This window comes from Ligilactobacillus sp. WC1T17 (assembly GCA_900110005.1).
In the GTDB taxonomy this organism is placed as follows: domain Bacteria; phylum Bacillota; class Bacilli; order Lactobacillales; family Lactobacillaceae; genus Ligilactobacillus; species Ligilactobacillus ruminis_A.
Window position 1 is genome coordinate 108751 of the sequence record FOCC01000003.1, and the last position, 26565, is coordinate 135315.

25 protein-coding genes and 1 other RNA gene are annotated in these 26565 nt (G+C 38.9%); 10 read left to right on the plus strand and 16 right to left on the minus strand.

Annotation, left to right across the window (positions count from 1 at the left end; translation table 11 throughout):
* Nucleotides 1-79 precede the first annotated feature (79 nt).
* The 3 genes from rnpB to BMX26_RS02785 all read right to left on the minus strand — a co-directional run bounded on the left by rnpB (nt 80) and on the right by BMX26_RS02785 (nt 1443).
* Nucleotides 80-449, minus strand: an RNA gene (rnpB, locus tag BMX26_RS02775) — RNase P RNA component class B.
* 21 nt (nt 450-470) lie between these two features.
* Nucleotides 471-812 (minus strand): cell division regulator GpsB, encoded by a 342-nt coding sequence (gene gpsB, locus BMX26_RS02780; RefSeq protein WP_075529934.1) that lies wholly within the window; start codon nt 810-812, stop codon nt 471-473.
* 64 nt (nt 813-876) lie between these two features.
* Nucleotides 877-1443 (minus strand): DUF1273 domain-containing protein, encoded by a 567-nt coding sequence (locus tag BMX26_RS02785; RefSeq protein ID WP_075529935.1) that lies wholly within the window; start codon nt 1441-1443, stop codon nt 877-879.
* Between the two features lie 86 nt (nt 1444-1529).
* On the opposite strand from BMX26_RS02785, the gene recU reads away from it, so the two are divergent.
* A complete protein-coding gene (gene recU, locus BMX26_RS02790; protein ID WP_075529936.1) occupies nt 1530-2141 on the plus strand; it encodes a Holliday junction resolvase RecU in 612 nt (203 codons plus the stop codon).
* A gap of 11 nt (nt 2142-2152) precedes the next feature.
* Entirely contained in the window at nt 2153-4495 is a 2343-nt protein-coding gene (locus BMX26_RS02795; RefSeq protein WP_075529937.1) for a transglycosylase domain-containing protein, read from the plus strand.
* A 15-nt stretch (nt 4496-4510) separates the two neighbouring features.
* On the opposite strand, the gene nth is transcribed toward BMX26_RS02795, so the two are convergent.
* From nth to BMX26_RS02825, 6 genes are all read right to left on the minus strand, one after another.
* On the minus strand, nt 4511-5152 hold the full coding sequence (gene nth, locus BMX26_RS02800) for an endonuclease III (RefSeq protein ID WP_075529938.1): 642 nt from the start codon (nt 5150-5152) through the stop codon (nt 4511-4513).
* Complete coding sequence (locus BMX26_RS02805) at nt 5139-5843, minus strand: DnaD domain-containing protein (protein ID WP_075529939.1); 705 nt, start codon at nt 5841-5843, stop codon at nt 5139-5141. The genes nth and BMX26_RS02805 overlap by 14 nt, the downstream gene beginning before the upstream one ends.
* Nucleotides 5844-5919: 76 nt before the next feature.
* Nucleotides 5920-7221, minus strand: coding sequence for an asparagine--tRNA ligase (gene asnS / locus BMX26_RS02810; protein ID WP_075529940.1), 1302 nt, complete (start codon nt 7219-7221; stop codon nt 5920-5922).
* A gap of 11 nt (nt 7222-7232) precedes the next feature.
* Nucleotides 7233-8411: a pyridoxal phosphate-dependent aminotransferase gene (locus BMX26_RS02815; RefSeq protein WP_075529941.1), complete on the minus strand. Its 1179-nt coding sequence runs from the start codon at nt 8409-8411 to the stop codon at nt 7233-7235.
* Nucleotides 8412-8424: 13 nt separating this feature from the next.
* Complete coding sequence (locus tag BMX26_RS02820) at nt 8425-8919, minus strand: DUF5590 domain-containing protein (RefSeq protein ID WP_075529942.1); 495 nt, start codon at nt 8917-8919, stop codon at nt 8425-8427.
* 59 nt (nt 8920-8978) lie between these two features.
* Complete coding sequence (locus BMX26_RS02825) at nt 8979-11813, minus strand: helicase C-terminal domain-containing protein (RefSeq protein ID WP_082272455.1); 2835 nt, start codon at nt 11811-11813, stop codon at nt 8979-8981.
* 108 nt (nt 11814-11921) lie between these two features.
* Here BMX26_RS02825 and mvk point away from each other — a divergent pair, with 108 nt between their 5' ends.
* The 4 genes from mvk to fni are packed head-to-tail and all read left to right on the plus strand — an operon-like array spanning nt 11922 to nt 15960.
* The gene (mvk, locus tag BMX26_RS02830) at nt 11922-12860 is read left to right on the plus strand and encodes a mevalonate kinase (protein ID WP_075529943.1); all 939 of its coding nucleotides are present in this window, start codon (nt 11922-11924) and stop codon (nt 12858-12860) included.
* Between the two features lie 12 nt (nt 12861-12872).
* A complete protein-coding gene (mvaD, locus tag BMX26_RS02835; protein ID WP_075529944.1) occupies nt 12873-13853 on the plus strand; it encodes a diphosphomevalonate decarboxylase in 981 nt (326 codons plus the stop codon).
* Entirely contained in the window at nt 13850-14917 is a 1068-nt protein-coding gene (locus BMX26_RS02840) for a phosphomevalonate kinase (protein WP_075529945.1), read from the plus strand. Before mvaD ends, BMX26_RS02840 begins: the two co-directional genes overlap by 4 nt.
* 14 nt (nt 14918-14931) lie before the next feature.
* Complete coding sequence (gene fni / locus BMX26_RS02845; protein WP_075529946.1) at nt 14932-15960, plus strand: type 2 isopentenyl-diphosphate Delta-isomerase; 1029 nt, start codon at nt 14932-14934, stop codon at nt 15958-15960.
* A 32-nt stretch (nt 15961-15992) separates the two neighbouring features.
* On the opposite strand, the gene BMX26_RS02850 is transcribed toward fni, so the two are convergent.
* From BMX26_RS02850 to BMX26_RS02865, 4 genes are all read right to left on the minus strand, one after another.
* Nucleotides 15993-17387, minus strand: a complete 1395-nt coding sequence (locus BMX26_RS02850) for an RsmF rRNA methyltransferase first C-terminal domain-containing protein (RefSeq protein ID WP_075530001.1) — start codon at nt 17385-17387, stop codon at nt 15993-15995.
* A 10-nt stretch (nt 17388-17397) separates the two neighbouring features.
* Nucleotides 17398-18366, minus strand: coding sequence for a hypothetical protein (locus BMX26_RS02855; protein ID WP_075529947.1), 969 nt, complete (start codon nt 18364-18366; stop codon nt 17398-17400).
* 13 nt (nt 18367-18379) lie between these two features.
* A complete protein-coding gene (locus BMX26_RS02860) occupies nt 18380-18700 on the minus strand; it encodes a metal-sulfur cluster assembly factor (RefSeq protein WP_075529948.1) in 321 nt (106 codons plus the stop codon).
* Nucleotides 18701-18766: 66 nt separating this feature from the next.
* Entirely contained in the window at nt 18767-19531 is a 765-nt protein-coding gene (locus tag BMX26_RS02865) for an alpha/beta fold hydrolase (RefSeq protein WP_075529949.1), read from the minus strand.
* Nucleotides 19532-19681: 150 nt separating this feature from the next.
* Between BMX26_RS02865 and BMX26_RS02870 the strand changes: the two genes are divergently transcribed.
* Nucleotides 19682-20488, plus strand: coding sequence for a Cof-type HAD-IIB family hydrolase (locus tag BMX26_RS02870; protein ID WP_075529950.1), 807 nt, complete (start codon nt 19682-19684; stop codon nt 20486-20488).
* 33 nt (nt 20489-20521) lie between these two features.
* Here the strand turns inward: BMX26_RS02870 and BMX26_RS02875 are convergent, their stop codons facing one another.
* Nucleotides 20522-20710 carry a 2-hydroxymuconate tautomerase gene (locus tag BMX26_RS02875; protein ID WP_075529951.1) on the minus strand — a complete coding sequence of 63 codons (189 nt, stop codon included), beginning with the start codon at nt 20708-20710 and terminating at the stop codon, nt 20522-20524.
* Between the two features lie 117 nt (nt 20711-20827).
* On the opposite strand from BMX26_RS02875, the gene BMX26_RS02880 reads away from it, so the two are divergent.
* From BMX26_RS02880 to BMX26_RS02890, 3 genes are all read left to right on the plus strand, one after another.
* Complete coding sequence (locus BMX26_RS02880; RefSeq protein ID WP_143454847.1) at nt 20828-22261, plus strand: C69 family dipeptidase; 1434 nt, start codon at nt 20828-20830, stop codon at nt 22259-22261.
* An 8-nt stretch (nt 22262-22269) separates the two neighbouring features.
* Complete coding sequence (locus tag BMX26_RS02885; protein ID WP_075529953.1) at nt 22270-23067, plus strand: hypothetical protein; 798 nt, start codon at nt 22270-22272, stop codon at nt 23065-23067.
* A 108-nt stretch (nt 23068-23175) separates the two neighbouring features.
* Nucleotides 23176-24006, plus strand: coding sequence for a site-specific integrase (locus BMX26_RS02890; protein ID WP_075529954.1), 831 nt, complete (start codon nt 23176-23178; stop codon nt 24004-24006).
* 96 nt (nt 24007-24102) lie between these two features.
* Here the strand turns inward: BMX26_RS02890 and BMX26_RS02895 are convergent, their stop codons facing one another.
* Both BMX26_RS02895 and dnaJ read right to left on the minus strand, forming a co-directional pair.
* Entirely contained in the window at nt 24103-25359 is a 1257-nt protein-coding gene (locus tag BMX26_RS02895; protein ID WP_075529955.1) for a tetratricopeptide repeat protein, read from the minus strand.
* Between the two features lie 60 nt (nt 25360-25419).
* Complete coding sequence (gene dnaJ, locus BMX26_RS02900; RefSeq protein ID WP_075529956.1) at nt 25420-26550, minus strand: molecular chaperone DnaJ; 1131 nt, start codon at nt 26548-26550, stop codon at nt 25420-25422.
* Between the last annotated feature and the right edge of the window lie 15 nt (nt 26551-26565).

Below are 26565 nucleotides of genomic sequence, written 5' to 3' on the forward strand. Positions count from 1 at the left end.
TTAGCCTCACTTTAAAATTCAAATAAAAAAGACTAGGATAAAAGTTGCCTTCCACCCTAGTCAATCCTGGTATACAGTCCTCTATAAGCCACGTTCCGTACGTCATTCGGTTCAGGAATCCGAAATCGGTGGTAATCATCTATCTCCGAGTTAAAAACTCGCCCCCATGATTTGTTCATTTCCGTCATGAAGCGCCCCTACCAAAGTTTGGGTTACCTGCTCGCGGGGTTTACCTCGTTCCACCAGCTACGTTTCCATAACTGCTTCGTCACTGTGGCACTTTTCAAGACTACTCAGGCATGGCATACGCTTTAGCCTTTTTACCTGCCGTTACCAATTAAGGTACCTTGCCTTATTTTTTCAGCAAGCACGATCACTACAAGCATCTCAGCTTGTGCAAGCTTGGACTTTCCTCAGCCTATAAAAATAGACCGCGATTACCCGAAAACTGTATAACTTATTAACAATAATTAAAAACGATTCATTTGATCGCTGTTGTTGTCAAGCTGCGCACCAAAAACATGCCGTTCCAAATTTGACAGACGTTTTAAAACATCCATATTCGTCATATTCGTTTGTGGACGTGCAGTCTGCGAAGCACCGCCAACGCTGATTTGCTTATTCAAATCATCAACACGGCTGCGCAGTTTTTCGTTTTCGCCTTGAAGCCGTTGGATTTCACTAGCAAATGTCTCGTAATCGCGAATCACTGCATCTAAAAAATCATCAACTTCAGTTGGATCATAGCCGCGCATTTTAGGTTTAAAATGTTTGCTTACAATGTCCTTAGGCGTAAAATTGACCTCATCCATTGAAACTGCACCTCACTTAAAATCAAGACTTAACTCACAACAACTAATAATATAGCAGATTTTCTTACGCTTGTAAACCCCAATTTTGATTTTCTTGATATTGTTCCCCGTAATCTTGCAAATCATACATATCAATCTGCTTCAAAAAATAAGAATTCATCTGCTGATATTTTAAAATAGCTTGATAATCATATTTTGCTTTACCTTCATATTCTGGATCATAAATTAACAAGCAGCCTTCAGTGTGTTCTAACATAAACTGTTGATAATTTTTCAGCTGCTGCGCATTTTGATAAGGCTGGTTGCTAAGTGAAATGCTGTAATCACATTGTTCTTCCAACATTTTTAAAGCAAGTCTTTTATCCTCTTTCCAATTATTTCCAAAATCTAAAAAGGGATAAAGCAAGGCTGTTTTTAATGCTAGGTTAGCTTGACTCAATTCTAGCGCTGTTTCAAGCCCCCATTGTTCAACGCCTAATTGACCGCCGCTTAAAACCCACTCTAAATTCTCATTAAAAAGCATCTCTTTGAGATTGTCTTGCAAACAATACTTAATAACTTCAATTTTAGGATCATTTGGACTAAAAATTCCTAATTCATAGCTGCGATAACCCGTTACCCATAAGCGCATAATTTCACCCCCCTATTTTTATTTTAAGCTATCTTTGCTAAATTAGCTACATATTGGTATAATTAGTCGGATGGGAGTTGATAATATTGGGCATTAATTATCCCAACGGCCAGCCTTTTAAAAAAAATGCTACCGACCGGCCACAAAAATCCCAACACGTCCTTTACGGTAATCGTGGTATGTCCCTAGAAGCAGAACTCAATGAAAGTAATAAGTACTATTTAGACCATGGAATAGCTGTTATTCATAAGAAGCCTATTCCCATTCAAATCGTTGACGTTTCTTACCCTAAAAGAAGTGCTGCTGTTATTCGTGAAGCGTATTTTAAACAAGCATCCACAACTGACTATAATGGTGTTTATCATGGAAAATATTTAGATTTTGATGCTAAGGAAACCAAAAACAAGGTATCATTTCCGCTAAAAAATTTCCATAAACATCAAATCGAACATATGCGTGCTTGCCAAAAACAAGGTGGTATTTGCTTTGCAATTGTAAAATTTGTAACAACAAACCAGCTTTTTTTACTGCCTTGCGATGTTCTATTCGAATATTGGGATCAGCAAGCAACCGGCAGAAAATCGATTCCCAAAGAAGTTATCTCCAAGCGTGGTTTTGAAATTTTTTATCGCTTAGCACCGAAGATAGCCTATTTAGATGGTGTAGATCAGCTGCTCAAGCAAATTAAAAAGGATTGAAGGAGGATATTATGGGAACAGATAATCCTAAATATTCACGTACCAAAAGACGACAAGGTAACAATGCCACCCGTTCGTCTGCCAAACACAAAACGGCTAAACGCCGTCCAAAACGCAAACCCCAAAAGCATATGTCACTCTTTTCTAAAATTGTCCTCGGACTTGTTTTAGCACTTTTAGCTATTATTTGTTCAGGTTCGACTTTGTTTTTTATGTGGGCTAAAGATGCCCCGACTTTAAACGAAAGTCGGCTTTCTAGTTCGGGTTCAACCGTCATTTATGATACCGATGGCAACAAAATTATGTCTTTAGGTACCGAAAGTCGTGTTTACGTTAATTCAAAAGATATTCCGCAACAGTTGAAAGATGCAGTTATCTCCATTGAAGACCGTCGTTTTTACAAACATATCGGTGTTGACCCTATTCGAATCGTAGCGGCTTCCATTGCAAATGTCACCGGCTCTTCAGCTGGCTTGCAAGGCGGCAGTACTTTGGATCAGCAATTAATCAAACTATCTTTCTTCTCCACGAAACGTTCCGATCAAACCTTCAAGCGCAAAGCTCAAGAAGCTTGGTTAGCTCTTCAAATGGATAAAGCCTATAGCAAGTCACAAATTTTAACTTTCTATGTTAATAAAGTCTTCATGGGTTATGGCTGCTATGGGATGCAGACTGCTGCTAAATATTACTACGGCAAGGAACTTAGTCAATTAGATTTAGCCCAAACAGCTTTAATTGCCGGAATCCCTAATGCTCCATCCCAATACAATCCTTATTCCAACCCTACTTATGCCAAATCCAGACGTGATGAAGTATTAGATGCAATGGTTGCCAATAAGAAAATTTCTTCCAGTCAAGCCAGCGCTGCTAAAAATGAAGCTATTACCACCGGCTTAATTCAAACACACCAGCAAGAAACAGCTACAACAACTGAAAAAATTGCTGACCCTTATATTAAGCAGGTTATTGAGGAAGTTAAAAAGAAGGGTTATAACCCTTATAAAGATAGTTTGCAAATTTACACCAACCTTAATATGAAGGTGCAAAAGCGCTTATATGAAATTGCTAATACCGATACTTATCTCTATTATCCTGATAACAGCCTCCAAGTCGCTTCAACCGTGGTTGACCCTAACAACGGCAATGTCGTCGCTATGCTAGGTGGCCGTAAAACCAGCAACATCACCTTTGGTTTAAACCGCGCAGTTCAGACAGATCGAACCAATGGCTCCACGGCTAAACCTTTATTAGATTACGGACCGGCAATTGAATATCTTTCCTGGGCAACCTACAAGCCACTGAAAGATACGAAATATATTTATCCCGGAACTAACATTCAGCTTTATGACTTTGACCACAAATATGAAGGCACCATTACCATGCGTAAAGCCTTAATTGAATCACGTAACGTTCCAGCCATTAGAGCACTAGAAGCGGTTGGTATCACTAAGGCTCAAGCATTCTTAGCTAAATTGGGTATCACCTATAAGAAGACTTTGGAATACCAAAACGGGATTGGCCTACCTTCATCAACCCTGCAAAACGCTGCTGCTTATGCTGCCTTTGCTAACGGTGGTACTTACTACAAGCCACAATATATCAATACCATTATCACAGCTGATGGCAAGACCAAAAAATTTGCTGCAAGCGGCAAAAAAGTTATGCAAGCTTCAACCGCTTATATGATTACCGATATGTTGAAACAAGTTATCACGCAAGGTTCAGGTACTAATGCGGCTATTACCGGATTATATCAAGCCGGCAAAACCGGTACTAATGCCTACCCTTCAGATATTTCAGCAAAATTCCCATCTAGTGCCGTTATGGATTCATGGTTTGACGGTTATACCAAAAATTATTCAGTTTCAGTTTGGGTTGGCTACGACCATCCTTACGAAGCTAATAATTACTTGGGAACAACATCGCAACAATTAGCTGCTAAATTCTACCGCTATGCCATGATGTACTTATCCCAAGGCAAAACTAACAGTGACTGGTCTCGTCCAAGCAATGTCTATGTCAAAACCGTTAATGGTGTGCGTGAGTTGTATTTGGCAGGTTCATCGAGTGAAACTGTTTCTTCCAAGAAGAGTTCCTCATCAATTAGTAAAATGACCACAACTTCAAGTGCTTTGTCTGAGACTTCTTCAGCAAGCATTGCTGCTCAATCAGCAAGTTCTGAAACGACTAGTGACAGTCAAAATACTAATTACAGCAGCAGTCAAAATACTAATTACAATAATAATCAAAGCAGCAAGAATACTAATAATAATCAAGCATCAAATTCTGCTAACAACACGACCAGCACTAACAGTGCGACAACAAATACACAACAAAGTAACGGTCAACAATAAACAAAAAGAGCTCTTTTAAAAGGAGCTCTTTTTGTTATATTCACATAAATTACTTAAAGGACACTGGCCGCATTTAGGCTTTTTGGCTAAACATTGGTACCTTCCAAAAAAGATTAGCAAATGATGTGCTTCAATCCAGCGATCTTTGGGAATTTTTTTCATCAATTCCTGTTCAATTTTTAAAACGTCTGCTGTGTCAACCATCCCTAAGCGGTTAGCTACCCGCTTCACATGAGTATCAACTGCCAAAGCCGGTATTTGAAAACATTCAGCCAATGCAACATCTGCTGTTTTACGTCCTACACCATGTAAAGACATCAGTTCTGCTCTGGTTTGAGGTACCTGACCAGCAAAATTATTGACCAAATCTTGCGCGCAGGCCACTAAATAACGCGCTTTGTTATGGTATAATCCAATTTTTTTAATATATTGCTCAATTTCTTTAGGATCTGCCTGAGCTAGTTGCATCGGTGTTTGGTAAGCAGCGAACAGCGCCGGTGTTACTTCATTAACCGCCTTATCGGTTGTTTGTGCACTCAAAATAATAGCTAACAAAAAATGAAAAGGATCCGTCTTAGTTAAAGTACTGCTGGCATTAGGAAAAAGTTGTTTCATTTGGTCTAAAGCAAAAGCAATTTCCGTCTCACTTAGGGTCATTAGCTTCACCTGACCAATGATAAAGTGGGATTGACGGCCCGGTTAAATCCTTTTTAATTGGATTTTCAGGCTCTTTTAAATCCCGTCTTTTACTAATTCTTTCAACATCAGCAGGTGTTTTGACATGTTGCTTTTCCCAACTGATTAAAATACGGTCAATATATTTAAGATTATAGACCTGATTCAACACCGCCTCTCGTAAGGCTAACAGAATAATATCAGGTTGATAGTGGTCTTCATCAAGCCAGGAGCGGATTGTTTCCATTTCAAATCCTGACAGTGGTCGTCCAAATTCCGCCTGAAATTTATTGAAAATATTATCTGAAGTATTCTGTCCCTTTGAAAGTTGTGCTGGTTTTTGTGCAGCAGCTAATTTGGCCAGTTTTTCATATAAAAAATTATAGTCGTATTCATCATGCTGGCGACCTAATGCATCAGTTGTCGTCTTTAAATTAACAATTTTTTTGACTAACAGATTATTCAGTAAGGTTCCGATTTCACTAACATTTTTGTTCATCATCACACTCAAAGCTTCTAAGTCAACATCTTGATTTTGCTGCTGATACTTAATTAATAAAAGCAGCATAATGAACTCGCTGTCGGTTAAACCTAATTTGGTGTAATTTTCCAACAATAAATTAGAAATTGTCGTATGCCCCATTTTGAGCAGCTTTAAAATCATATCTTCCATTTAATTCTTCCTCAATTAAATAATGCGTATCTGGCGGTTAAAAAAGAGGCCGAATAGTTTCGGCCCCTTCTTCACATTAAGGATAAATACGGTTTAACAAACGTGGGAATGGAATTGCTTCACGAATGTGGTCTTCACCAGTAATCCATGTAACGCAACGTTCAAGTCCCAAACCAAAACCGGAGTGCGGTACACTACCATAACGGCGTAAATCAATGTACCATTCGTAGTCACCCTTATTAAGTCCAGCTTTAACAATTTGTTCTTCCAGATAGGCTGGATCAGTGGCACGTTCAGATCCGCCAATGATTTCACCATAGCCTTCCGGTGCCAATAAATCAGCACAGATAACAATATCATCACGCGTTGGATGCGGCTTCATGTAGAATGGTTTGATAGCCTTAGGATAGTTCATGACAAAGACCGGTTTGCTGAAGTGTTCAGCCAAATAAGTTTCTTCAGGCGAACCAAAATCTTCGCCCCACTTAATATCTGGGAATTGTCCACTTTCTTTAAGCAAATCAATTGCTTCATCGTATGAAATGCGTGGATAAGGAAGTTCAGTATACCGCTTCAAAACATCACGGTCACGTTCAAGAATTTGTAATTCATAATCGCAGTGATCTAAAACATTTTGAACTAAATAAGCAATATATCGTTCTTGCAATTCCAAGCTTTCTTCTTGATGCATAAAGGCCATTTCTGGTTCAATCATCCAAAATTCAATCAAATGGCGTCTTGTCTTAGATTTTTCCGCTCTAAAAGTTGGTCCGAATGAAAATACCTTGCCATAAGCCATCGCGCCAGCTTCTTCATATAACTGACCTGATTGAGAAAGGTAAGCATCTTTATCGAAGTATTCAGTATGGAATAATTCAGTCGTACCTTCTGGAGCACTACCCGTTAAAATTGGCGCGTCAAGTTTAGTGAAACCTTCTTGGTTGAAGAATTCATAAGTAGCCCGAATGACTTCATTTCTAATTTTCATCACAGCAAATTGACGTTTAGAACGCAACCATAAGTGACGGTGATCCATTAAGAAGTCAGTACCGTGTTCCTTAGGCGTAATTGGATAATTTTCACTTTCGCCTACAACTTCGATGTCTTCAACTTCGATTTCATAGCCAAAATGGGAACGTTTATCTTCGTGAATTGTTCCTGTAATGTACATGCTTGTTTCTTGTTTAAGTTCTTTAGCGAGCTTAAATACTTCTTCAGAAACATTGTTTTTAACGACAACCCCTTGAAAATAGGCTGTACCATCGCGTAATTGCAAGAAAGCAATCTTACCGCTTGAGCGTTTGTTTGTCAACCAAACACCAATTTTTACTTTTTTATCAACGTAATCCTTGGAGTTGATAATGTTGATAGTTTCCAAATCAATTCCTCCTACATATGTTTTTCAACAAATTCTTTCATTCGGCCTGCTGCTGCCACTAAATCTTCCATGCTGGCGGCATAACTTAAACGAATATATTCGTCCATACCAAAAGCACTACCTGGAACAACTGCTACATGAGCTTCATCCAATAAAGCCTGCACAAACGCTTCCGTCGAAGCAAAATGACACATCAAAACAGCTTCTTCAACCTTAGGGAACAAATAAAAGGCTCCTTCTGGCTTACGCTCTAAATTAAAACCAGGGATAGCATTTAACATAGGGAATAAAGTATTAAGCCGTTCTTCATAAGCATCACGCATCTTTTTGGTATAGCTTTGATCACCGGTAATTGCAGCTAAAGCCGCATATTGACTAACAGCTGCAATATTGCTGGTTTCATGTCCAACAACAGCATTAATCAACTTAATAATCTGCTTATCAGCTACGGTATAGCCTACCCGCCAACCAGTCATCGCATATGCTTTCGAAAAGCCATTGACAAGAATTGTCTGTCGTCTAATTGCTGGTGAAAGATCCATCAAAGAAACGAACTCATTATCATTATAAACTAACTTGCTGTACATGTCATCAGCTATTAAGCAAATATCATGTTCAACCGCCCAATTACCAATACTTTCCAACTCTTCACGTGTATAAATCAACCCTGAAGGATTTTGCGGTGAATTGATAATAATAGCAGTCGTTTTAGGAGTTCTACATGCTTCTAATTCTTCTACCGTAACTTTATATGCTTGGGGTTTGACAAAAACAGGCACGGCACCGGCTAATTTAACTTGTTCACCATAACTTACCCAATATGGCAAAGGAATTAAAACTTCATCGCCGGGATCTAAGACGACCTGTGCTACCGCATATAAAGAGAATTTTCCTCCAACTGTTACCGCAACATTATCTTTATCAAAATTCGTTTTATGATCCCAATTGACAAAATTAGCAATCGCTGCGCGCAGCTCATCAATACCTAAAGCCGGCGTATAAAAATCTGATTTACCACTTTCAATAGCTGCAATAGCGGCTTTTTTGATATGATATGGAGTATTAAAATTAGGTTCGCCAGCGGTTAAATTAATAACATCAACCCCTGCCTTTTTCATCTGCTTAGCTTTAGCTGATAAGGCTAAAGTTGCTGACGGTGTAATATTTTGAGAACGTTGTGATAACTTCATATAAAAACCTCCGTTAAATATTTTGAATTGATTTTAAAACTTGACCACTCTTGAAAGCAATAGTATCGTAGCAAAGATTGCCATTTTGGTTCAGATAAGAAATTTCCCAAACCGGCGTTTTTTTCTGCATGCCCATCCCGATATTTAAAAATCTTTTAACTGTGACATGCTTTTTGACAATATTTTTGGCCTGAGCTGCGTTGATACCATCTGTTTGATTATAAATAATAATCTTTTTACCATTATGGTAAACAATGACATAGACCTTTTCTTTTTTGTTATTGGTGCCTGACACCATATAAAAGGTTTGTTTGCGGTTATAGTGGTAAAAAGAAGTAACCTTTTTCAAATTAGCATATTTCTCAGCTAAACTGACCGTTTTATGATAAGCCACCCTTCTAGGCGCTTGAGCCTTGAAATATCCGCCTAAAACTAAAAGAATTGCTAATAGGATAATACTGATAGTCCACATTCTTGTTCTTCTTTTAGCTGCTAATGTTCGTTTCATTCACTTAGCTCCATTCACAGTAATCTAGATATTAATTATATCAGTCTTAAGCCTAAATGTTACTTAAAAGTTTCAAATTCCTGCAATTTATGTTTAATTTCATTAGCCATGTTACCCGTTGGAAGCTCAACTAAAGGCAAATCGTTGGGTAAAGCTTTAATAAATTCACTAGCATAGCGTTTATTGATAAGCCGTGTATCTAAAACAGCCATTACCCCAAAATCATGCTGACTACGTATCAAACGACCAAAACCTTGACTAAATTGCAGCACGGCCTTAGGCAACGTCAACATAGCAAATGAGTTGTGTCCTGCTTTTTGTAACCTTTTAGCCTGAATTTTATTTAACAGGCGGTCTGGCGGCTGAAAAGGCAGTCTCGTAATGATTAGCAGTTCCAGCTTATCTTTTGGCAAATCGATTCCTTCCCAAAAACTATCCGCTCCGAGCAAAACACTTGGGTTGGAGCTTAGCATAAAGCGCTTTTTTAATTTGCCAGGACTGCCGTTAACTCCTTGCGCTAAAATTTCACGTTTTTTGGTAACGCCTTTTTGTTCTAAACCACTGTATACAGCCTTAATATCTTCCAGCGAATTGAATAAAATCAAGGTTTGACACTGATTGACTGTCAAAATGTCCGTTAAAGCTGCAATCAGGTAGTCATGATATATTTTTTTATCTTTTAAATTAGACAAATCAGGACCATCCGTCGCTAAAACGGCTAAAGCCTGCTTTTGGTAATCAAATGTTCCATGGTAGCTAGTGAAAACACAATCATCACTTAAGCCGAGATTAGCTTTGACATACTGGGCTGTTTTGGGCGTATAAAAACCTGCACCACACATCACAATATGGTCGAACTTGCTATACAAAATGTCTTTTAGCATGCTACCTGAAGAAAGTTGTGAAAAACAAATCCGCAAATGAGTTTTAGGATTATCAGCTGCATATTTTAACCAAATCAATGTTTCATCAGTATTTTCTAATTGGCTAAATTCCAATAATTTCCAATTATCCAATGCTCCTATCAATTTCAAGCAGTTATTAAACCAAGACGTTAATAAGCTGGTTGCTTCATAGCCCAATGTTTTTTGCTCTAAAGCTGCTTCAAATCGCTGCTTATAATGGTTTACTTGTCCTAAAAATTCTTGATACGCTTTGGAAATTTTTAAAAAGATAGCAAAATTGCTTTTCAAAAAGCCTAATAATTTACCACCGTCCAATTCAATTTCAACAAAATCGTCCTTAGCACGTTTATGCTTGCAAAATTTTTCCCACAACTTTTCTCTAAGGTAAGGTACACCGTAATCAATGGTTTGCAAATTACGCAATAAGACGCGGTATTCATGTTTAGTTAAAAATCCCTGTTCAACTAATTGAGCAAAAGAGTACGAAATACGTGATTCCATTTCTACCAGCAAAGTATCAGCCATAATTTTAATCAAATCTAAATCAATTTGAGCCTGACTTTGCTGCAAAACGGCTGTGCTTAAATGCTGCGCTTCATCCACAATTAAGCCTTCTGCCGTTTGAGCTAATTCGGCAGCGTGACTTAGTAGATAAGCCTGGTTAGTCAAAATTAAATCGGCATATTTAACTCGTTGTTCACGTTGACGCAAAAAATCAGCTGCAAAAAAAGGACTATTTGGATTTAAACTGGTCACGCCTTGATGTTTAATCAATTTAAACAACTGGTGATTATACGTTGTTAATTTTAATTCATCCAAATCTCCTGTTTTACTTTCAAAGAGCCAAACTAAAATCCTCATCTGTAACAAACGGGTTTGATCATTTAAAGGCATGCTGAGACTGTGATAAAATTTGTCCAAATCAATGTAATGCCCTGAACCTTTTAAAACTTCGACAGTAAACGAAAAAGGCACTATCTGCTTTAAAAGCTGAAGCGAATCTTTGGTTAGCTGATCTAATAGTGCCGTCGTTTTGGTTGCTACCACCAGCTGGTGGCCGTTTTTAGCCCAATAGATTCCAGGCAACAAGTAACCTAACGTTTTACCCATACCAGTTGGGGCTTGGATAACTAAGGTCTTATCTTCATCCGTCAGCTGCTGATTGATGTCTAACATCATTTGAACCTGATCTTGACGCCACTCTAAAAAGGCGCCGAATAATTGTTCCTGTGCTGCCTTGGTTTGCGGAAAAAGTACCTTCTGCTTGTGACTGGTTGCCAACACTTGTTTTTTTAAAACAAGGCCTTTAATTTCATAATAGCCATCAAAAATATCTTTTTCATCTTGCTCTAGAGCTGCTTTAAAGACATCACTAGTCTCAAATAGCATACTATCTGCCAGCTTTAGCAGGCTTTTTAATAAAGACTTGGGAAAAGTTTTAATTTTTTTAATTAAAAATAAAAAAAGGTTGGCTGTAGCCAAAGCATCACTATCAGCTCGGTGCGGATGATTATGCGATAATCCCAAGTATTTGGTTAAATCACTGAGCTTATATGAAGCCAAAGTTGGTAAAACCACTTGAGCCAGCTGGACTGTGTCAATTCCTTCCAAATTAAGGCTTGGAAAACCGATGCGCTCAAACTCAGCATTTAAAAAGCGATAATCTAATTCAATATTGTGCGCTACAAAAACCGTCTGCTGCAACAAAGCATAAATGGTTGGTGCGACATCATCAAAAGTTGGCGCTTTTTTTACATCTTGATTCGTAATGTTGGTTAACGCTTGAACTTCTTCGGGGATTGGTTTCAACGGGTTGATTAAAGTCGAAAATTCATTGACAATTTTGCCGTTTTCAATAAAAACACATGAAAATTGAATCAAGCGTTCACTGCCATCAGGGTTAGTCCCTGTCATTTCTAAATCAACGACCGCATATGTTTTTGCATTTGTCATCATTTCACCAATTTCATTTTCATAATATACTTCCATCTTACCACATATCTGCCTTGGCAAAAATATCTTAGTAGCTTGTCCTTGTACTAAAAGACAGGTATAATTAGCATGATTGCAAAAAAAGATTGGAAAGGAAGCACTTGATTGGAAACAAGATTAAGTACCGGCTTTGGTGAAAGTCACGCCAAGGTAATTTTAATCGGCGAGCACGCTGTTGTCTACGGACAACCAGCGATTGCCATACCGCTTAAAACAATTAAAACAACCGTTACGCTTAAAGCGCGCTCGGATAACAAATGCTATCTTAAAAGTGACTATTTTTCAGGCGAACTAGCCGCTGTTCCTAAAGAAATGTATGGTATCAAGCACTTGATTGTTGCCATTTTAAAAAGACAAAACTATCAACTAGGTCTAGACATCAACATTAAAAGCCAAGTGCCTATTGCCCGCGGAATGGGCTCATCTGCCAGTGTGGCCATTGCTTTGGTCAGAGCCTTATATAGTTTTTTTGGACTTGCCTTAAGTCAAAAAATCCTGTTATCAGAAGCCAATATTGAAGAAATTGATACTCATAAGAATCCAAGCGGACTTGATGCTGCTACTTGCGCTTCTAATATTCCAATTTGGCTAATTAAAGGAAAAGAAATCAAGCCCATCCCGATTAATTTAGCTGCCTGCCTTTTAATCTGTGACACCGGTATTCAAGGGCAAACATCTTTAGCCATCAAAGCGGTTAAAGAAAAATTAGCTAAGGAGCCCAAGGTTACTAACAAACAAATTGCTGCTTTAGGTCAGCTGACAATCCAAGCTAAAAAGCAACTGGCTGAAAATGATCCCAAAGGCTTAGGCCAAACATTCAACGAAGCTCAAAAATTGCTCAGAGCTTTAGATGTCAGTTCAAAAGAATTAGATTATTACTTGGAACTGGCACAAAAAAATCATGTTTTAGGGGCTAAGTTGACTGGCGGCGGTCGTGGTGGCTGTTTTATCTGCCTAGTTCAAAATATAACCCAAGCTCATGAACTAGCCCAAAAGCTTACTCAGGCCGGCGTTAAAAAAACTTGGATTGAACCTTTAAATTGAGGAGAAAAAATAATGAAAAAAACAGCCCGTGCCCATACCAATATTGCTTTAGTCAAATATTGGGGCAAAAAAGATACTGATTTGATTATCCCTATGAATGGTTCTATTTCGTTAACGTTAGACCATTTTTATACCGATACTACAGTTGAATTTGACCCTAGCTTAACTGCTGATTCGTTTATTTTAGATGGTCAGGCAAAACAAGATCAAAAGCTGGTTCATTTTATGAATCACGTGCGCAAGTTAGCTAATATCAAAACATTTGCTCATATTAATTCAACTAACCACGTGCCTACAGCTGCTGGGCTGGCCTCTTCTTCGTCGGCCTACGCTGCTTTAGCTTTAGCCGCCAGTTCAGCTGCTGGACTTAATTTAACGGCTAAAGATTTATCGCGTCTAGCCCGCAAAGGATCTGGTTCAGCTACTAGATCAATTTATGGCGGCTTTGTTGAATGGATAGCCGGCGAGGATGATTTAACATCTTACGCTGTTCCTTTAGAAGAGCACACATCTTGGAAAATTGCGATGATTGCCATTGTATTGAATAGCGCCCAAAAAAAGATTAGTTCACGTGCCGGTATGCAAACAGCCCAAACATCACCCTATTACCCAGCATGGGTCAAAACAGCAAATGACGATCTCAAATCCATGCGTCAAGCGATTGAAACCCGCGATTTTGAACTTTTAGGAACCGTAGCCGAAAGTTCAGCCCTTAAAATGCACGCTTTAAATCTCAGTTCTAAGCCGCATTTTTCTTATTTTATGCCTGAAAGCATCATTGCCATGCAAAAAGTCGAAGAACTTCGTACCATGGGTATTCCTTGTTATTACACCATGGATGCGGGTCCCAACGTTAAAGTTATCTGTGAAGAAGAAAATATTGCCGCCATCATAGATCATTTATCCAAAGTTTTCGGCAAAGACCAATTACTAGTGGCCCACCCTGGCGAAGGAGCTAAACTTATTACAAATGAAGGGATTGAAGCAAAGTGATTACCGTCAAAGCACCCGGAAAACTTTATATTGCCGGCGAATATGCAGTCGTTGAGCCCGGCTGTCCTGCCATTTTAGTAGGCTTAAACCGTTATGTATATGCTACAATTGAAGACAGCTTAGAGCAAGGTACCATTGCTTCCAAACAATATAATCAGGTGCTTAACTGGATGCGTAACGGAACTGAACTGAGCTTAAAACAAGACATTAAGCCATTTGAATATATTCTGTCCGCCATCCGTATTGTGGAACAATATGCCCATGAATCAGGCACTAAGCTTAAATTGTATCATTTAAGCATTGATAGCGAACTAGACAGTTCTGATGGCAAAAAATACGGACTCGGCTCTTCGGCTGCTGTTACAGTTGTCACCGTCAAGGCTTTATGCAACTATTATCATTTAGCTGTCACTCAAAATGACATCTTCAAATTAGCTGCTTTAGCCCATTTTGCGGTTCAAGGCAATGGTTCTTTAGGTGATGTAGCAGCCAGCGTTTTTGGGGGCTGGATTAGCTATTATTCGTTTGACCGGCAGTGGCTGCTGGAAGCTTCCCAGCACTTTTCTTTAACTGAACTACTTCAAAAAGACTGGCCGGGGTTAAAAATTACACCTTTACCAATCCCAAATAACCTAAAACTGTTGATTGGTTGGACCGGATCGCCGGCTTCAACGTCCAAACTCATAGATAAAGTTAATCCATCTAAAGAAGAACGTCACCAAAAATATCGGGCTTTTATTCATGAAAGCACACAATGCGTCGAAAAAATAATCCAGGCTTTTAAAACTAAGAACTTAGCTGAAATTCAGCAAGGGTTACGGAAAAACCGGCAGCTTCTAGCTGATCTTCACCAGATTACCGGCGTTGAAATTGAAACCTCAGCTTTAAAATATCTCATCGAAAGTGCTGAAAAATTTGGCGGAGCAGCTAAAACGTCGGGAGCCGGTGGTGGTGATTGTGGTATTGTCATTATTGATAAAAAAAAGCCAATCGCTACATTACTTGAATTGTGGCAAAACCACCATATTCTGCCACTAGATTTAAAAGTCAGCTTTGATGTTTAGAAAGGATTAAAAATATGAGTCAGCAAGCCCATCGTAAAGATGAACACTTTTTTATTGCTGAAAAGCTATATCAAAAAAAAGCCCAAAACGGCTTAGACCAAATCCGCTTAGTTGGCACTAACCTGCCTGAATTAGCCCTTGATGAAATTGATTTACAAACAACTTTAGTCGGTCAAAAGATTGCCGCCCCTTTTTTTATCAATGCATTAACGGGGGGAAGCAAGCAAACTGATAAAGTCAACCTAACCTTAGCACGGGTAGCCCAAAAAACGAACCTGCCGATGGCAGTCGGCTCACAAAGCATTGCTTTAAAAGAACCCCAGCGGCAAGCTGGTTTTAAAGCCTTAAGGACTGTTAATCCAAAAGGAATGTTTTTAGCTAACCTTGGTGTTAATCATCCGCTTAATAATGTCAACCAAGCGTTAGATATGCTGGATGCATCAGCCATTGAACTGCATTTAAACGTTGCCCAGGAGTTAGTCATGCCTGAAGGTGATCGTATCTTTTATTGGCAGGATAATTTGCGCCAGCTGCTTGCACAGGTCAAAAAACCAATCTTGGTGAAAGAAGTCGGCTTTGGTATGACTCCTCAAACGTTAAAAATTTTAACAGATTTAGGCGTTAAATATGTTGATTTAGCCGGCAAAGGCGGCACAAATTTTCAACGAATCGAAAATGAACGGCGCAAGGAAAACAAACTCACAATTTTAAATGATTTAGGCTTATCAACCGCCGAAAGTCTGCTGGCTGCCAAAAAATATGCTGCTGATATTAACTTGTCTTTAACGGCTTCTGGTGGTATTAGAACGTCTTTGGATGTGGTCAAATGTTTGGTTTTAGGTGCCGATAACGTTGGTATCTCCGGTTTATTTTTGCACCTGCTTGTCCAAGATGGTGAAGATGCTTTGGTTAATTATATTGAAACGCTAAAGTGGGAAATCAGAAATATTATGGCCATTTTAGGCTGTAAAAATATCAGCCAATTAAAAAAGGTTCCATACTTACTTTCAACTGAATTACGCAATTTTGTCGAACAAATCTAAAAAAAGAACCACTCTTAAGAGTGGTTCTTTTTTTAAGCTTCATCATCAATGATATTAAATCGTAATCCCTTGGGAAAGAAATTTTTGACGGTTAAGTCAACAACCTTGCCAAAAGCAAAGGCTTTACCTTGACAGGTTAACAGGTACCAGCCGTTCTTTTGAGCTGGGCGCTTGGCCAATGTTAACGGGTTACCAGCAACATATTTTTCCCAATCTGCTAATGAGACTGCAATTGTTTTAGGACAAGTACTTGGTTTCAACACTAAAGCTAGGCTATAAGCCGGTTCAAAGCGCTTTTTCTTGAATGTTCCCAGCATCACACCAGGTCGAATGAACTTGAGCGGTGAAATATCAGGCCAACTAGCAGGATAATAATACAAATGATCGCCTAAACATTTCAAATCATTAACAGTGAAAGTTAAATTGAACTCTTGAGCAAAAGCCTGCCATAAATTCTTTTGTTCGGCATCAAGGCTCCAATTGGTTTTAGCTTTCTTTTTCTTCTTGGCTTTTTTTGTCTTAACGATTTCTACGGGCCGTGTATCTCTTAATTTAGCGATAAAATGGCCCTCGCCTTGGAAATGGTGCATCATTAACCGGACACAGCCTGCTAAAGCTGGATTTTGGTCGGCAAATTCAGGCCGGCCATCGTCCATACCAGGATATTTTTGCAAAGGCACAATTTCTAAATAAGGGTAATTAGCTAGCAGCCAAGCCACAATCTGCTCATCTTCTTCAGGCGCAAAGGTACAAGTCGAATAAATTAATTCTCCACCTTGTTTTAACATCTTCAGTGCATCTTGCAAAATTAATTTTTGACGACTCGCACATTCACTAGGATAGTCCTTATGCCAATATTTGACAGCTTGGTGATTCTTTCGAAACATTCCTTCACCTGAACAAGGAGCATCAACAACTACTTTATCAAAGTAGCCCGTAAAAACCTTTGTTAAACTGGCAGGATCTTCGTTAGTCACCATAACATTCAAAGCCCCAATACGTTCCATATTTTCCGCTAAAATCAGCGCTCTTTTTTTATTAATTTCGTTTGAGACCAACAAGCCTTGATTGGGCATAAGTGAAGCAATTTGACTAGACTTTCCGCCAGGAGCCGCACATAAATCTAAAATACGCTCGCCAGCCTTTGGTGCAGTCACTTCACCAACATACATCGCACTTAAGTCTTGACTGTAAACATAACCTGTCTGATGTTCAAGCGAATTGCCATTAACTTTGCCGACATAGCCAGTCTGGGTATATGCAACCGGCTGGGTTAAATCAAGGTTAACCGTTTGATAATTTTCCTTTAAAGGATTTAATCTAAACCCTTTTTGAGCTTCGTCGTCAAAGCTTTCAAAAAATTGCTTAGCCTCTTTGGTCCCCAATAATTGGGTATATTTTTCAATAAAATCAGCTGGTAAATTCAACATTAATTCCTCATTCAATCTTTTGCATTTTTTTCTTCAATAAGATATAAAAGCCAACACTAGACAGCAAAAGCAGCCCAATAATCACAACAGCTACTAGTCCATATGACATCAAATTATAATAAAACGCTGCGGCTAAACTGCCTAATCCCAAGCCTAGAAGCTGGCAGATGCTAAATGACCGCCATTCTGCAAACAAAAATTGCTTGGGGGCAATTTTCAAAAAATTCGACTCGTGATAATACTTGGTAGATGTCAAAAGCCAAATATAAACTTCAACCATCAACAAAATGACAATCAAACCCAGACCTAAAGCTTGGGCTAAGTGGGAGGCCAACCACGACTCATGAACAGCCAAGAAATTATTATTTACCATTCTCTTGACAGTTACTTGACCTAGGGTCTGCTTAAGTTTAGCAGCTGTCAACGCCTTAGAGCCGTCAATGACAACCCGAAAATCTTTTACAGATGCAGCTTGCTGCTGAGAGATAGATGGCGCAATAAAAAGCTGACTATCTAATTTAGACTTATAGCTGTCCCCCATTACCCCAATAACAGGTAAGTAATGCTGATTAATTTTTAAATAGTTCTGGTCTTTCGGCTTATAAAACTTATCCTGCCAATCTTTACCAGCAATTAAGGTTTCAACCGTAGATGAAAAAGCTTTTTCATTGAAAGTCTTGCCCGAAATCATCGGTAAATCCAGATAATCACCTTTACCATAAAAATAGGTGATTTTTTGATTGCTTTGATCTTGATAATGGACTTGCAAATCACTAAGGTTTGAGCTGCCCAGCTTTTGGTTTAAGGAATACATCGTTATATTCTGCTTAAATTTGACCACATAAGCATCTGGCGATAGGTTATGGTTATTTAACTGGATAATCATATCTCTTTCTTGAATCTTAAAGCACAGGTAAACTGCAAAAAAAGCCAGCAAAAAGACATAGCCAAAGACATAGATTCGTTTCTTAAACAAAGCTATCCCCCTATTAATGAATACCTAAAGCCATCTTGGCATAGCTCGTCATACGGTCAGTTGACCAAGCCGGTTCCCACACAAATTTAACCTCAACTTGCTTAATTTCAGCAACGTCACTTAAAGCATTTGTCACCAAATCAGACAGTAAATTGGTCAAAGGACATCCCATCGTCGTTAATGTCATTGAAACGACACAAGTACCATCATCTTGCAAATCAATCGCATAAACCAACCCCAAATTAACAATATCAACTCCTAATTCAGGGTCAATTACCATTTCTAAACGATCTAAAATATCTTCTTTAATTGCTTCTTTGCTTCTTTCAGTCATCTTTCATTACCTTTCGTGATTATACTAAGTAATCCTAGTATACCATAAATTTATTTTACGGCTAGTCTAGCAGTCCTCTTGGTAAAATTGTTTAAATTTATCAGCCATTGAAACTGTAATTTCATAAGGCACCCGATGTACTCCATCTTGCGTACTTTCAAAAGTAATCCGGTTTGCATATGTTTTTTCCTTGATGCTATCATAAAAATCCTTGGTTGGCTGATAAGGCACGATTTGATCGGCGGTTCCATGCCAAAAATGAACAGGCCGGCCAGCTAAGGTCTCAGGCTTAAATGACAGGTCAATCGCCTGCAATGCTTCCAATTGAGAATCAATGTATTGCTGAGGGACATTTTTTACTTCCGGCATTGAGGCAATCAGCTTTTTGGCAAAGGCAACCGGACAAGGCGACCCCATTAAACACACAGCACTCTTAATCCAATCATACGATCTTAATAAAGCACAGGTTGTAATTCCGCCCATTGAAAGGCCGCTAACCCCAATCCATTTATCTTTAATACCGCTTGTTTTGGCATAATAATCAACAATTTCAGGAAATTCAGCTACAGAATCAGCGATGATTTGCCAAAATTCTAAATAATGGGTACTTGCAGGACCGCCGACTTGTCTGTCACCATGGAATTTTGCATCAGGCAAAATAACTCTAAAGCCCTGACGAGCAAGTTCATACCCTTGGGAAACAACCTTTTCCTTGCATCCTTTCCAGCCGTGATAAAAGAAGACGAGGGGCAATTCTTCTTGTGCTAGCTTAGCATCAACAATTTCTAAAACAGGATATTTGCCTGCATGTTTATTTAAAATTTCAATCATTTTTTCTGCCTCCATTCTACCCTTAATTATACACTAGTATCCGGCTAAAATGAGCGATTAAATCCTTGAATAATTTAGTACAAATGACCTGTAAAAATGTGCTGCAATATGCTATAATCGTGTTTAAAATTATTAACAGGATGGATGAAAATGGAACGAAAACTGATTGCGCTCGACCTTGATGGAACAACTTTAAATGCTAAAACACAAATCTCAGCCAAAACCAAGTCTGTTTTGACTAAAGCCAAAGAAGCCGGCCATATCGTTTCAATTGTCACTGGTCGCCCTAACCGGATGGCTACGAGCTTTTATCATGAGCTAAAGCTGACGGGCCCTATGATTAATTTTAACGGAGCTTTAGGTTACATTCCAGGTAAAAATTGGGAACATGAATATCAAGCTACCTTTCCTAAAAAGATTACCTTTGACATCTTAGCTAATAAGGAAAAATGGGGCATCAAAGTCATCGCTGCTGAAGGCAAAAATCTTTTATTGTCAGACGTAGCGGATAATACTGTTGATGGCTTTTTCTTAGCTAATTTAACCCAAGAACATGTCTTAAACAAGCAAAATTTAACGACTGACCCAACTGCCATGACCATGCTAGTTGACAATCAAAACAAGGCTTCAATTGTGCAAAAACTAAATGAACATTTCGGACATAAAATTACCGTAGGCGTGTGGGGCGGGCCCAATCCGGTCTTAGAACTAGCACCCAAAAACATTAATAAAGCTTACGGGGTTGATTTTTTAGCAAAAACCTATCACATTGACCGCCGAAATATTATTGCTTTTGGAGATGAGCATAATGACGAAGAAATGCTCAAATTTGCCGGTCTAGGGGTCGCTATGCAAAATGGGACGGAACATATTAAACAAATTGCCGACGACGTTACAGCATTAGATAATGACCATGACGGTTTAGCTAACTACTTAGAAAAAAAATTACACTTATAAAAAAAGCTTGCAGCTTTAAGCTGCAAGCTTTTTTTATTTTTCGTCGCTTTTAAGTACGCCGCCTACAGCGTAGCGGTCTTTGCGCATTTCGCTTAAAACAACGTGTACGTGTTCTTTAGGAGCGCCTGTATTAGCTGTTACAGCTTTGGTAACGTCTTCAACTAAGTGCTTCAATTGTTCTTGACTGCGACCTTCAATTAATTCAATATGAACCAGTGGCATTTTCTAACTTCCCTTCTGTATTAAACTTCAATCATTATGCCATTGCTTCTTAGGAATTGCAAGCTTATAAACGCTAAAAGTATAGTATAATAAAAGTAAATCTGAAAGGAAAGTGATATCATGCTCCAAAAAAGTTTTGAATTTTCAGCTTGTACCAGCATTTTAGTTGGAAAAAAGGCTATGGCCGATGGTTCGACTGTCATTGGCCGCAATGAAGACGCTAAAAGCGCCTGGCCTAAAAAAATGACGGTTCATCCGCATGAAAACTTTACTGAACCACAAACATTTACTTCAAAAGATAACGGCTTTAGTATGCCTTTGCCAAATGAACGCTTCAAATATACAGCTACGCCTGAATGGACCGATGAATTCGGCCTTTTTGAAGAAGACGGTATCAATGAATATGGCGTCTGCATGAGTGCTACTGAATCAGCCTACGCCAACGAACGCGTTTTAGGCTTTGACCCCCTCGTTGAAAAAGGTATTGGCGAAGAAGCTATGGTAACTTGTGTCTTGCCTTACGTTAAATCTGCCCGCCAAGGTGTTGAACGCCTGGGCGAAATCGTTTCAACCTATGGAACCTGTGAATCAAACGGCATTTTGTTCTCAGATCAAGACGAAGTATGGTACATGGAAACCGGTTCTGGTCACCATTGGGTTGCTCAAAGAATTCCCGATGACTGCTATGCTGTTTGCGCTAACCAATTGGCTATTCAAGAAATCGATTTTGATGACCCTGCTAACTTTATGTTTTCAAAAGACATTTTAGCTTTTGTAAATGGCCATCATTTAAATCCCCAGCCGCAAACCTTCAACTTCAGAAATATCTTTGGTACCCATACTTTATCTGATGAAATATACAGCACACCGCGTGTTTGGTATGGTCAAAGATATCTCACTCCCAGTGTCGTTCAAGAACCAATGAGTGAAGATTTGCCCTTCATCCAAAAAGCTGATCGGCTGCTTTACTTAGATGATTTGGAATATGTCTTAGGTTCGCATTTTCAAAATACGCCTTATGATCCTTTGGGAAACGGACCAAAAGAGCTTAAAAACAAATTTAGACCAATTAGTTTAGCTAAGACTCAAGAATCACATCTTTTACAAATGCGGTCTAATTTACCCGTTGACGTCGCAGGTTTACACTACTTAGCCTTAGGTGTAACCTGTCAAAGTGTCTATGTCCCTGTTTACGCTGGCACAAATGATGTTATTGAAGCTTATAAGCACGGTCAAAAGACTTACAGTACTGATTCAGCTTATTGGGATTATAAATTATTAGGCATCTTAGTTGATCCGCACTATCCTTTATTCGGGCAAAAATTGCATGACTTGCAAAAAGAATGCGCCATTGCATTTGCACAAAAAATCGCTGCGACTGATCAATTGGCTCAAACCCTTAATGGCGTAGCCTTGACTGAAGCCTTAACCAAGGCTTCCATGGACATGCAGCAATTAGCTTTAGACAAGGTGAAAGACTTAACTGCAGATCTAATTACAGCATCAACTGATTTATCACCGTTAAACTTTAAAACCGATGCTAACTTATAGGGGGCAACATGCAATTAATATTTAATCATCAGCTTTTTTGGCTGGACCCTAATCTTGAACAATGTCAAAATTCCGTGGAATCAGAAACTGTTTTTTTGACTTCTTTACAACCACGGCTCAAAGAAAAATTGGCTTTACTAGCCGGGAGCCAAATCTACATTAGTCAGGAATTGTATCTGCTCTTGCAAAAGTTAAACCGTTTTTTAAAAACAGATTATAACTTAACCGCCGTTAAAATTATTCCTTATACCTTCGCGCAAATGTTTGATGACATAAGCGTTACAGCTTTATCCAATGATGACGGTTTTTTTGGATCTTATGTTTTGCTTTTTGACGACGGTCAGCAAAAAATTGGCTATGCGCCGCGTTTTATCACGCAAGGCTGGCATAAAAAGCGGCTCAAAAAATGGAAAAAGGCTTTTAAAGACGCCCAGTTAACCCAGCTGATTTTAAGTTCAAAAATTACGCAGCCGGCTAGTCAAGCGCTGCCTGATTTAAGCCATTATCAGCAGGTTTTAATGGCAGATAAGCCGCAAGACCTCCTCATCAAAGGCAATCCATTCAGCCTCGATACCTTGTTTAAAATGGATGATATCTGCCAAAAATTAGCTATTAAAGCTTATTACCCTGAGCTAATGGCTAACCTGATGCATGCTTTCAATCCCTGGAAAGATTACCAATCTGGTTTGGCAACGGAAGTAATTGACTTATCTATGACTGATTTAAGCTTGCCGCAAACGGTAACTACCGCTGAAGTAAATGACTTAATCACTGTCATTAACCCACAAAAAGTTGTCACAATCTAAAATGATTTTCCAAAGGTTTGCCCTAGTGGCAAATCTTTTTTTAGATGTTTTGTTAAAGTAACTTTTTATCATTTATGTTATACTAATCTTGAAAGGATGGTGGCTTAAATGGACTTCCCCTATGAAAAACAATTCAAAACCTACCTCTTACACCAGCGCTTTTTAGCTGAAAACACTATGAATGATATCTGCCAGGATGTCGCCCGCTTATTCAAGCATCTACGTGGCTTTAATCTGTCATACCGCACTAATCCTTCCCTCTCTAATATTGAGGAAGCCGATATCTTAGATTATCTAAATATGCTACAGGTTAAACGCGAGATTAAAAATTCCACCTATAATAAAGTTTTGACCCATTTAAATATTTATTTTGAATTTATTTTTACCAGAAGACTGTCTCAAACACTGCCAACTGCAGGAATTAAAGGTTTAAAAAAAGAGCCGGACGAACTCTTGCCGCTCACTTGGGCTGCTAATTTGGAACCATTATTAGCTGATGATAGCATCAGTTTTTATACTAGGATGACGCTACTTTGTTTAGCACATTTTTATACCATTACCGAAATCATTCAAAAAGATTTTTATCAAGTCTTAGCCAAAGAAGATTTTACAATAGCCGAACAAAACTTTTTAACCAACTATCGCACACAAATGGAACACCTTCAAAATTTGCAGGACTGCCATGATTTATTTTTAAAGCAGCGCATTAATTTAGCTGATCCTAGACTGACTTTGCCTGCTTTGCATAAATATTTCAAAAAGGACCAGCCTAAAATTGCCTTGCCGCTGAAGCCTCAAAAGCTCTATCAGGCTAATTTATTCCATTACTTGTTAAACCACCAAACTCTGCCTGATAAGGACCTGTGCGCTCGTTTACGGCTTACACCAGCGTCTTTGAATTACTACCGCTTTGAACTGGCCAAACAAAAGTTAGATTAAAAGCACAAATTAAAGCTTATAATAAGTATCTGCATCTCAAGCCAGCCAAAATTTAATTCAAAATAAAAAGCGTCTTTTAAAAGACGCTTTTTATTTTTATTCTAATTCATCTAACAAATAAACTACATCTAAGTCATTAGGATTTTGCTTGAGATATTTATTAGCATAGGCTAAAGCACGCTCTCTTCGACCAGCATTGCGGTAAAAGACCGCGGCATCCTTTAAAAATGCCAGCGATTCATTTAATTCACTAGAAGCAGCATTATAATACTTTTCAGCCGCCTCATAATCTTCTTTAGCTGCATAGGCTTGCCCAAGGTTCCAATATAACTGCGGATCAATTTCATCAGCCTGCAAATAAGCCTGTACTAAGTCGATAACTTCATCATATCGTTTTAAATCAACCAAGAGATTACTTAAGGCTAGTACGCAAGGCATGCTATCCGGATTAATTGTCAAAGCTTTTTTAAGATAAGCTTCAGCTTGGCTGGGATTACCCGTCTTCAGTGATAAATCAGCTGCCTTAAGGTATAAGTCCTCATTAAATTCGTCAAAACTCAAGCCTTCTTGGGCTGTAATCAAAGCTTTCGTCAAATCCCCCTGATTGCTGTAAATATCCGTCAAATAAGGATACACTGTCGCATAATCAGGTGTTTTGTCGCTTAATTTTTCAAAATTCTTTTGGGCATTGTCAAAGTCTTTTTGCTGATATTGAATAAAAGCCAGTTGGAATAAAGCATCATCATCTAATTTATCTGCTGGAATCTGCTGCAAATACCCTAAAGCTGTTTCCAACTTGCCAAACCCGGCATATGATAGGCCTAAACGGCTGACTAAATTAACTTGCGACAGAGTTAAAATGCCTTCTTCAATCAAAGAAAGATAATATTGCGAGGCTTTACGATATTCTTTAGTATTGAAATAAAGTTCTGCTAAAGCAAAGCGGATAACACTTTCATCTGGAGCCATACGGTACGCCTCTAAAAGCTTTTGTTCGCTAACATCAAATATACCTTGAGTCTGATATAAATCAGCTTCGACCATCAAACTTTCAATATAAGCATCAGAAGTTGCACTCACTTGCGCCAGCAAGTCTAAAGCTTGATCATCATGCCCATCATTAATTTCAATTTCAGCCAAAGCTACTTTGAGGCCATCTTCATCAGGATAGCGGTCTAAGAGCTTTTGATAAGCTCTTTTAGCTTGCTTAGTAAATCCCAATGAATACAATTCTTCGGCTAAACTATACAGCATTTGATCATCATCTTTGCGTAAAGCCCATCCAAAAGCTTTTTTAGCTTCTTCAAGCTGGCCTTTTTCCAACAGATCCAACACTTTTTGCGAATATGCCATTTAATCCGTCCTTTCATCAAAAAACGGACGTGGACTTACCAGCTCCCGCCCGCTTTAACATTAATCTTTAAACTGCTTCTTTAATTTTTCAAAAAAACTTGATCCTGAAATTTTTTTACCTGAAGCTTCTGCAAAAGCCTTCAAAGCTAAACGCTGCTTTTCATTAAGATTCTTTGGTGTGACAATATTAACCGTAACTTGTTCATCGCCATTACCTGCACCTCGCAAGCGCGGTGCACCTTTGCCCTTAAGTCTAAAGGTCGTACCCGTTTGAGTCCCAGCTGGAATCTTCATCTTAACGGGACCATGAACGGTTTTAACTTCAATCTCATCCCCCAAAGCAGCTTGAACAAAGCTGATATCCTGATTGAAGTAGATTTCAGCCCCATCACGTCTAAAGTCTTTGCTTGCAGCAACCGCAAAGACGATGAACAAATCGCCATAAGGTCCACCGTTTGTACCGGCCTCACCTTGGCCTTGCAGGCGCATTTGGTTGCCATTTTCCACACCGGCCGGCACTTTAACTTGGACAGCATGCTTCTTGCGCATACGGCCAGTACCGTGGCATGTTTGACATTTTTCTTTAATTTCTTTACCTGTACCATGGCAAACATCACATTCTTGTTGTGTCATTACACGGCCCAAAGGTGTTTGTCTTTGTACTTGAATAAAACCGCGCCCGCCACAACGTGAACATGTTTGCGGACTGGTGCCTGGCCTAGCACCGTTTCCATGGCAAGTATCACACGTTTCATCACGTGTGTATTGAATCTCGGTTGTCTTGCCAAAAATAGCTTCTTCAAAAGTCAGATTCATTTCATATTGCAAATCGCTTCCTTGCCGTGGCGCATTGGGATTACGGCTAGCACCGCCTCCGCCAAAGAAGGAATCAAAAATGTCACTGAAACCGCCAAATCCGCTAAAATCACCAAAACCTTGACCGCCAAACCCGCCAAAATCTTGCCCTTGACCGCCCATGGAACCAAATTGGTCATACTGTGCCTTTTTTTGCGGATCGCTTAAAATTTCATAAGCTTCGTTAACTTCCTTAAATTTAGCTTCTGCCCCTGGTTCATGGTTTAAATCAGGGTGATATTTCTTGGATAATTTCCGATATGCTTTTTTAATTTCATCAGCAGATGCATCTTTTGAAACGCCTAAAACGTCATATGGATCTCTTTGTTCTGCCATTATATGCCCCTCCAT

Excerpts from the sequence above, each read along its gene's own strand:
- BMX26_RS02795 (WP_075529937.1), top strand. The coding sequence starts at position 2,153 with ATGGGAACAGATAATCCTAAATATTCACGTACCAAAAGACGACAAGGT.
- BMX26_RS02865 (WP_075529949.1), bottom strand. The coding sequence starts at position 19,531 with ATGATTGAAATTTTAAATAAACATGCAGGCAAATATCCTGTTTTAGAA.
- BMX26_RS02820 (WP_075529942.1), bottom strand. The coding sequence starts at position 8,919 with ATGAAACGAACATTAGCAGCTAAAAGAAGAACAAGAATGTGGACTATC.
- nth (WP_075529938.1), bottom strand. The coding sequence starts at position 5,152 with ATGACCCTAAGTGAGACGGAAATTGCTTTTGCTTTAGACCAAATGAAA.
- fni (WP_075529946.1), top strand. The coding sequence starts at position 14,932 with ATGAGTCAGCAAGCCCATCGTAAAGATGAACACTTTTTTATTGCTGAA.
- BMX26_RS02870 (WP_075529950.1), top strand. The coding sequence starts at position 19,682 with ATGGAACGAAAACTGATTGCGCTCGACCTTGATGGAACAACTTTAAAT.
- BMX26_RS02895 (WP_075529955.1), bottom strand. The coding sequence starts at position 25,359 with ATGGCATATTCGCAAAAAGTGTTGGATCTGTTGGAAAAAGGCCAGCTT.
- BMX26_RS02875 (WP_075529951.1), bottom strand. The coding sequence starts at position 20,710 with ATGCCACTGGTTCATATTGAATTAATTGAAGGTCGCAGTCAAGAACAA.
- BMX26_RS02885 (WP_075529953.1), top strand. The coding sequence starts at position 22,270 with ATGCAATTAATATTTAATCATCAGCTTTTTTGGCTGGACCCTAATCTT.
- BMX26_RS02785 (WP_075529935.1), bottom strand. The coding sequence starts at position 1,443 with ATGCGCTTATGGGTAACGGGTTATCGCAGCTATGAATTAGGAATTTTT.
- BMX26_RS02805 (WP_075529939.1), bottom strand. The coding sequence starts at position 5,843 with ATGGAAGATATGATTTTAAAGCTGCTCAAAATGGGGCATACGACAATT.
- gpsB (WP_075529934.1), bottom strand. The coding sequence starts at position 812 with ATGGATGAGGTCAATTTTACGCCTAAGGACATTGTAAGCAAACATTTT.
- BMX26_RS02825 (WP_082272455.1), bottom strand. The coding sequence starts at position 11,813 with ATGGAAGTATATTATGAAAATGAAATTGGTGAAATGATGACAAATGCA.
- BMX26_RS02890 (WP_075529954.1), top strand. The coding sequence starts at position 23,176 with ATGGACTTCCCCTATGAAAAACAATTCAAAACCTACCTCTTACACCAG.
- mvaD (WP_075529944.1), top strand. The coding sequence starts at position 12,873 with ATGAAAAAAACAGCCCGTGCCCATACCAATATTGCTTTAGTCAAATAT.
- BMX26_RS02815 (WP_075529941.1), bottom strand. The coding sequence starts at position 8,411 with ATGAAGTTATCACAACGTTCTCAAAATATTACACCGTCAGCAACTTTA.
- BMX26_RS02860 (WP_075529948.1), bottom strand. The coding sequence starts at position 18,700 with ATGACTGAAAGAAGCAAAGAAGCAATTAAAGAAGATATTTTAGATCGT.
- dnaJ (WP_075529956.1), bottom strand. The coding sequence starts at position 26,550 with ATGGCAGAACAAAGAGATCCATATGACGTTTTAGGCGTTTCAAAAGAT.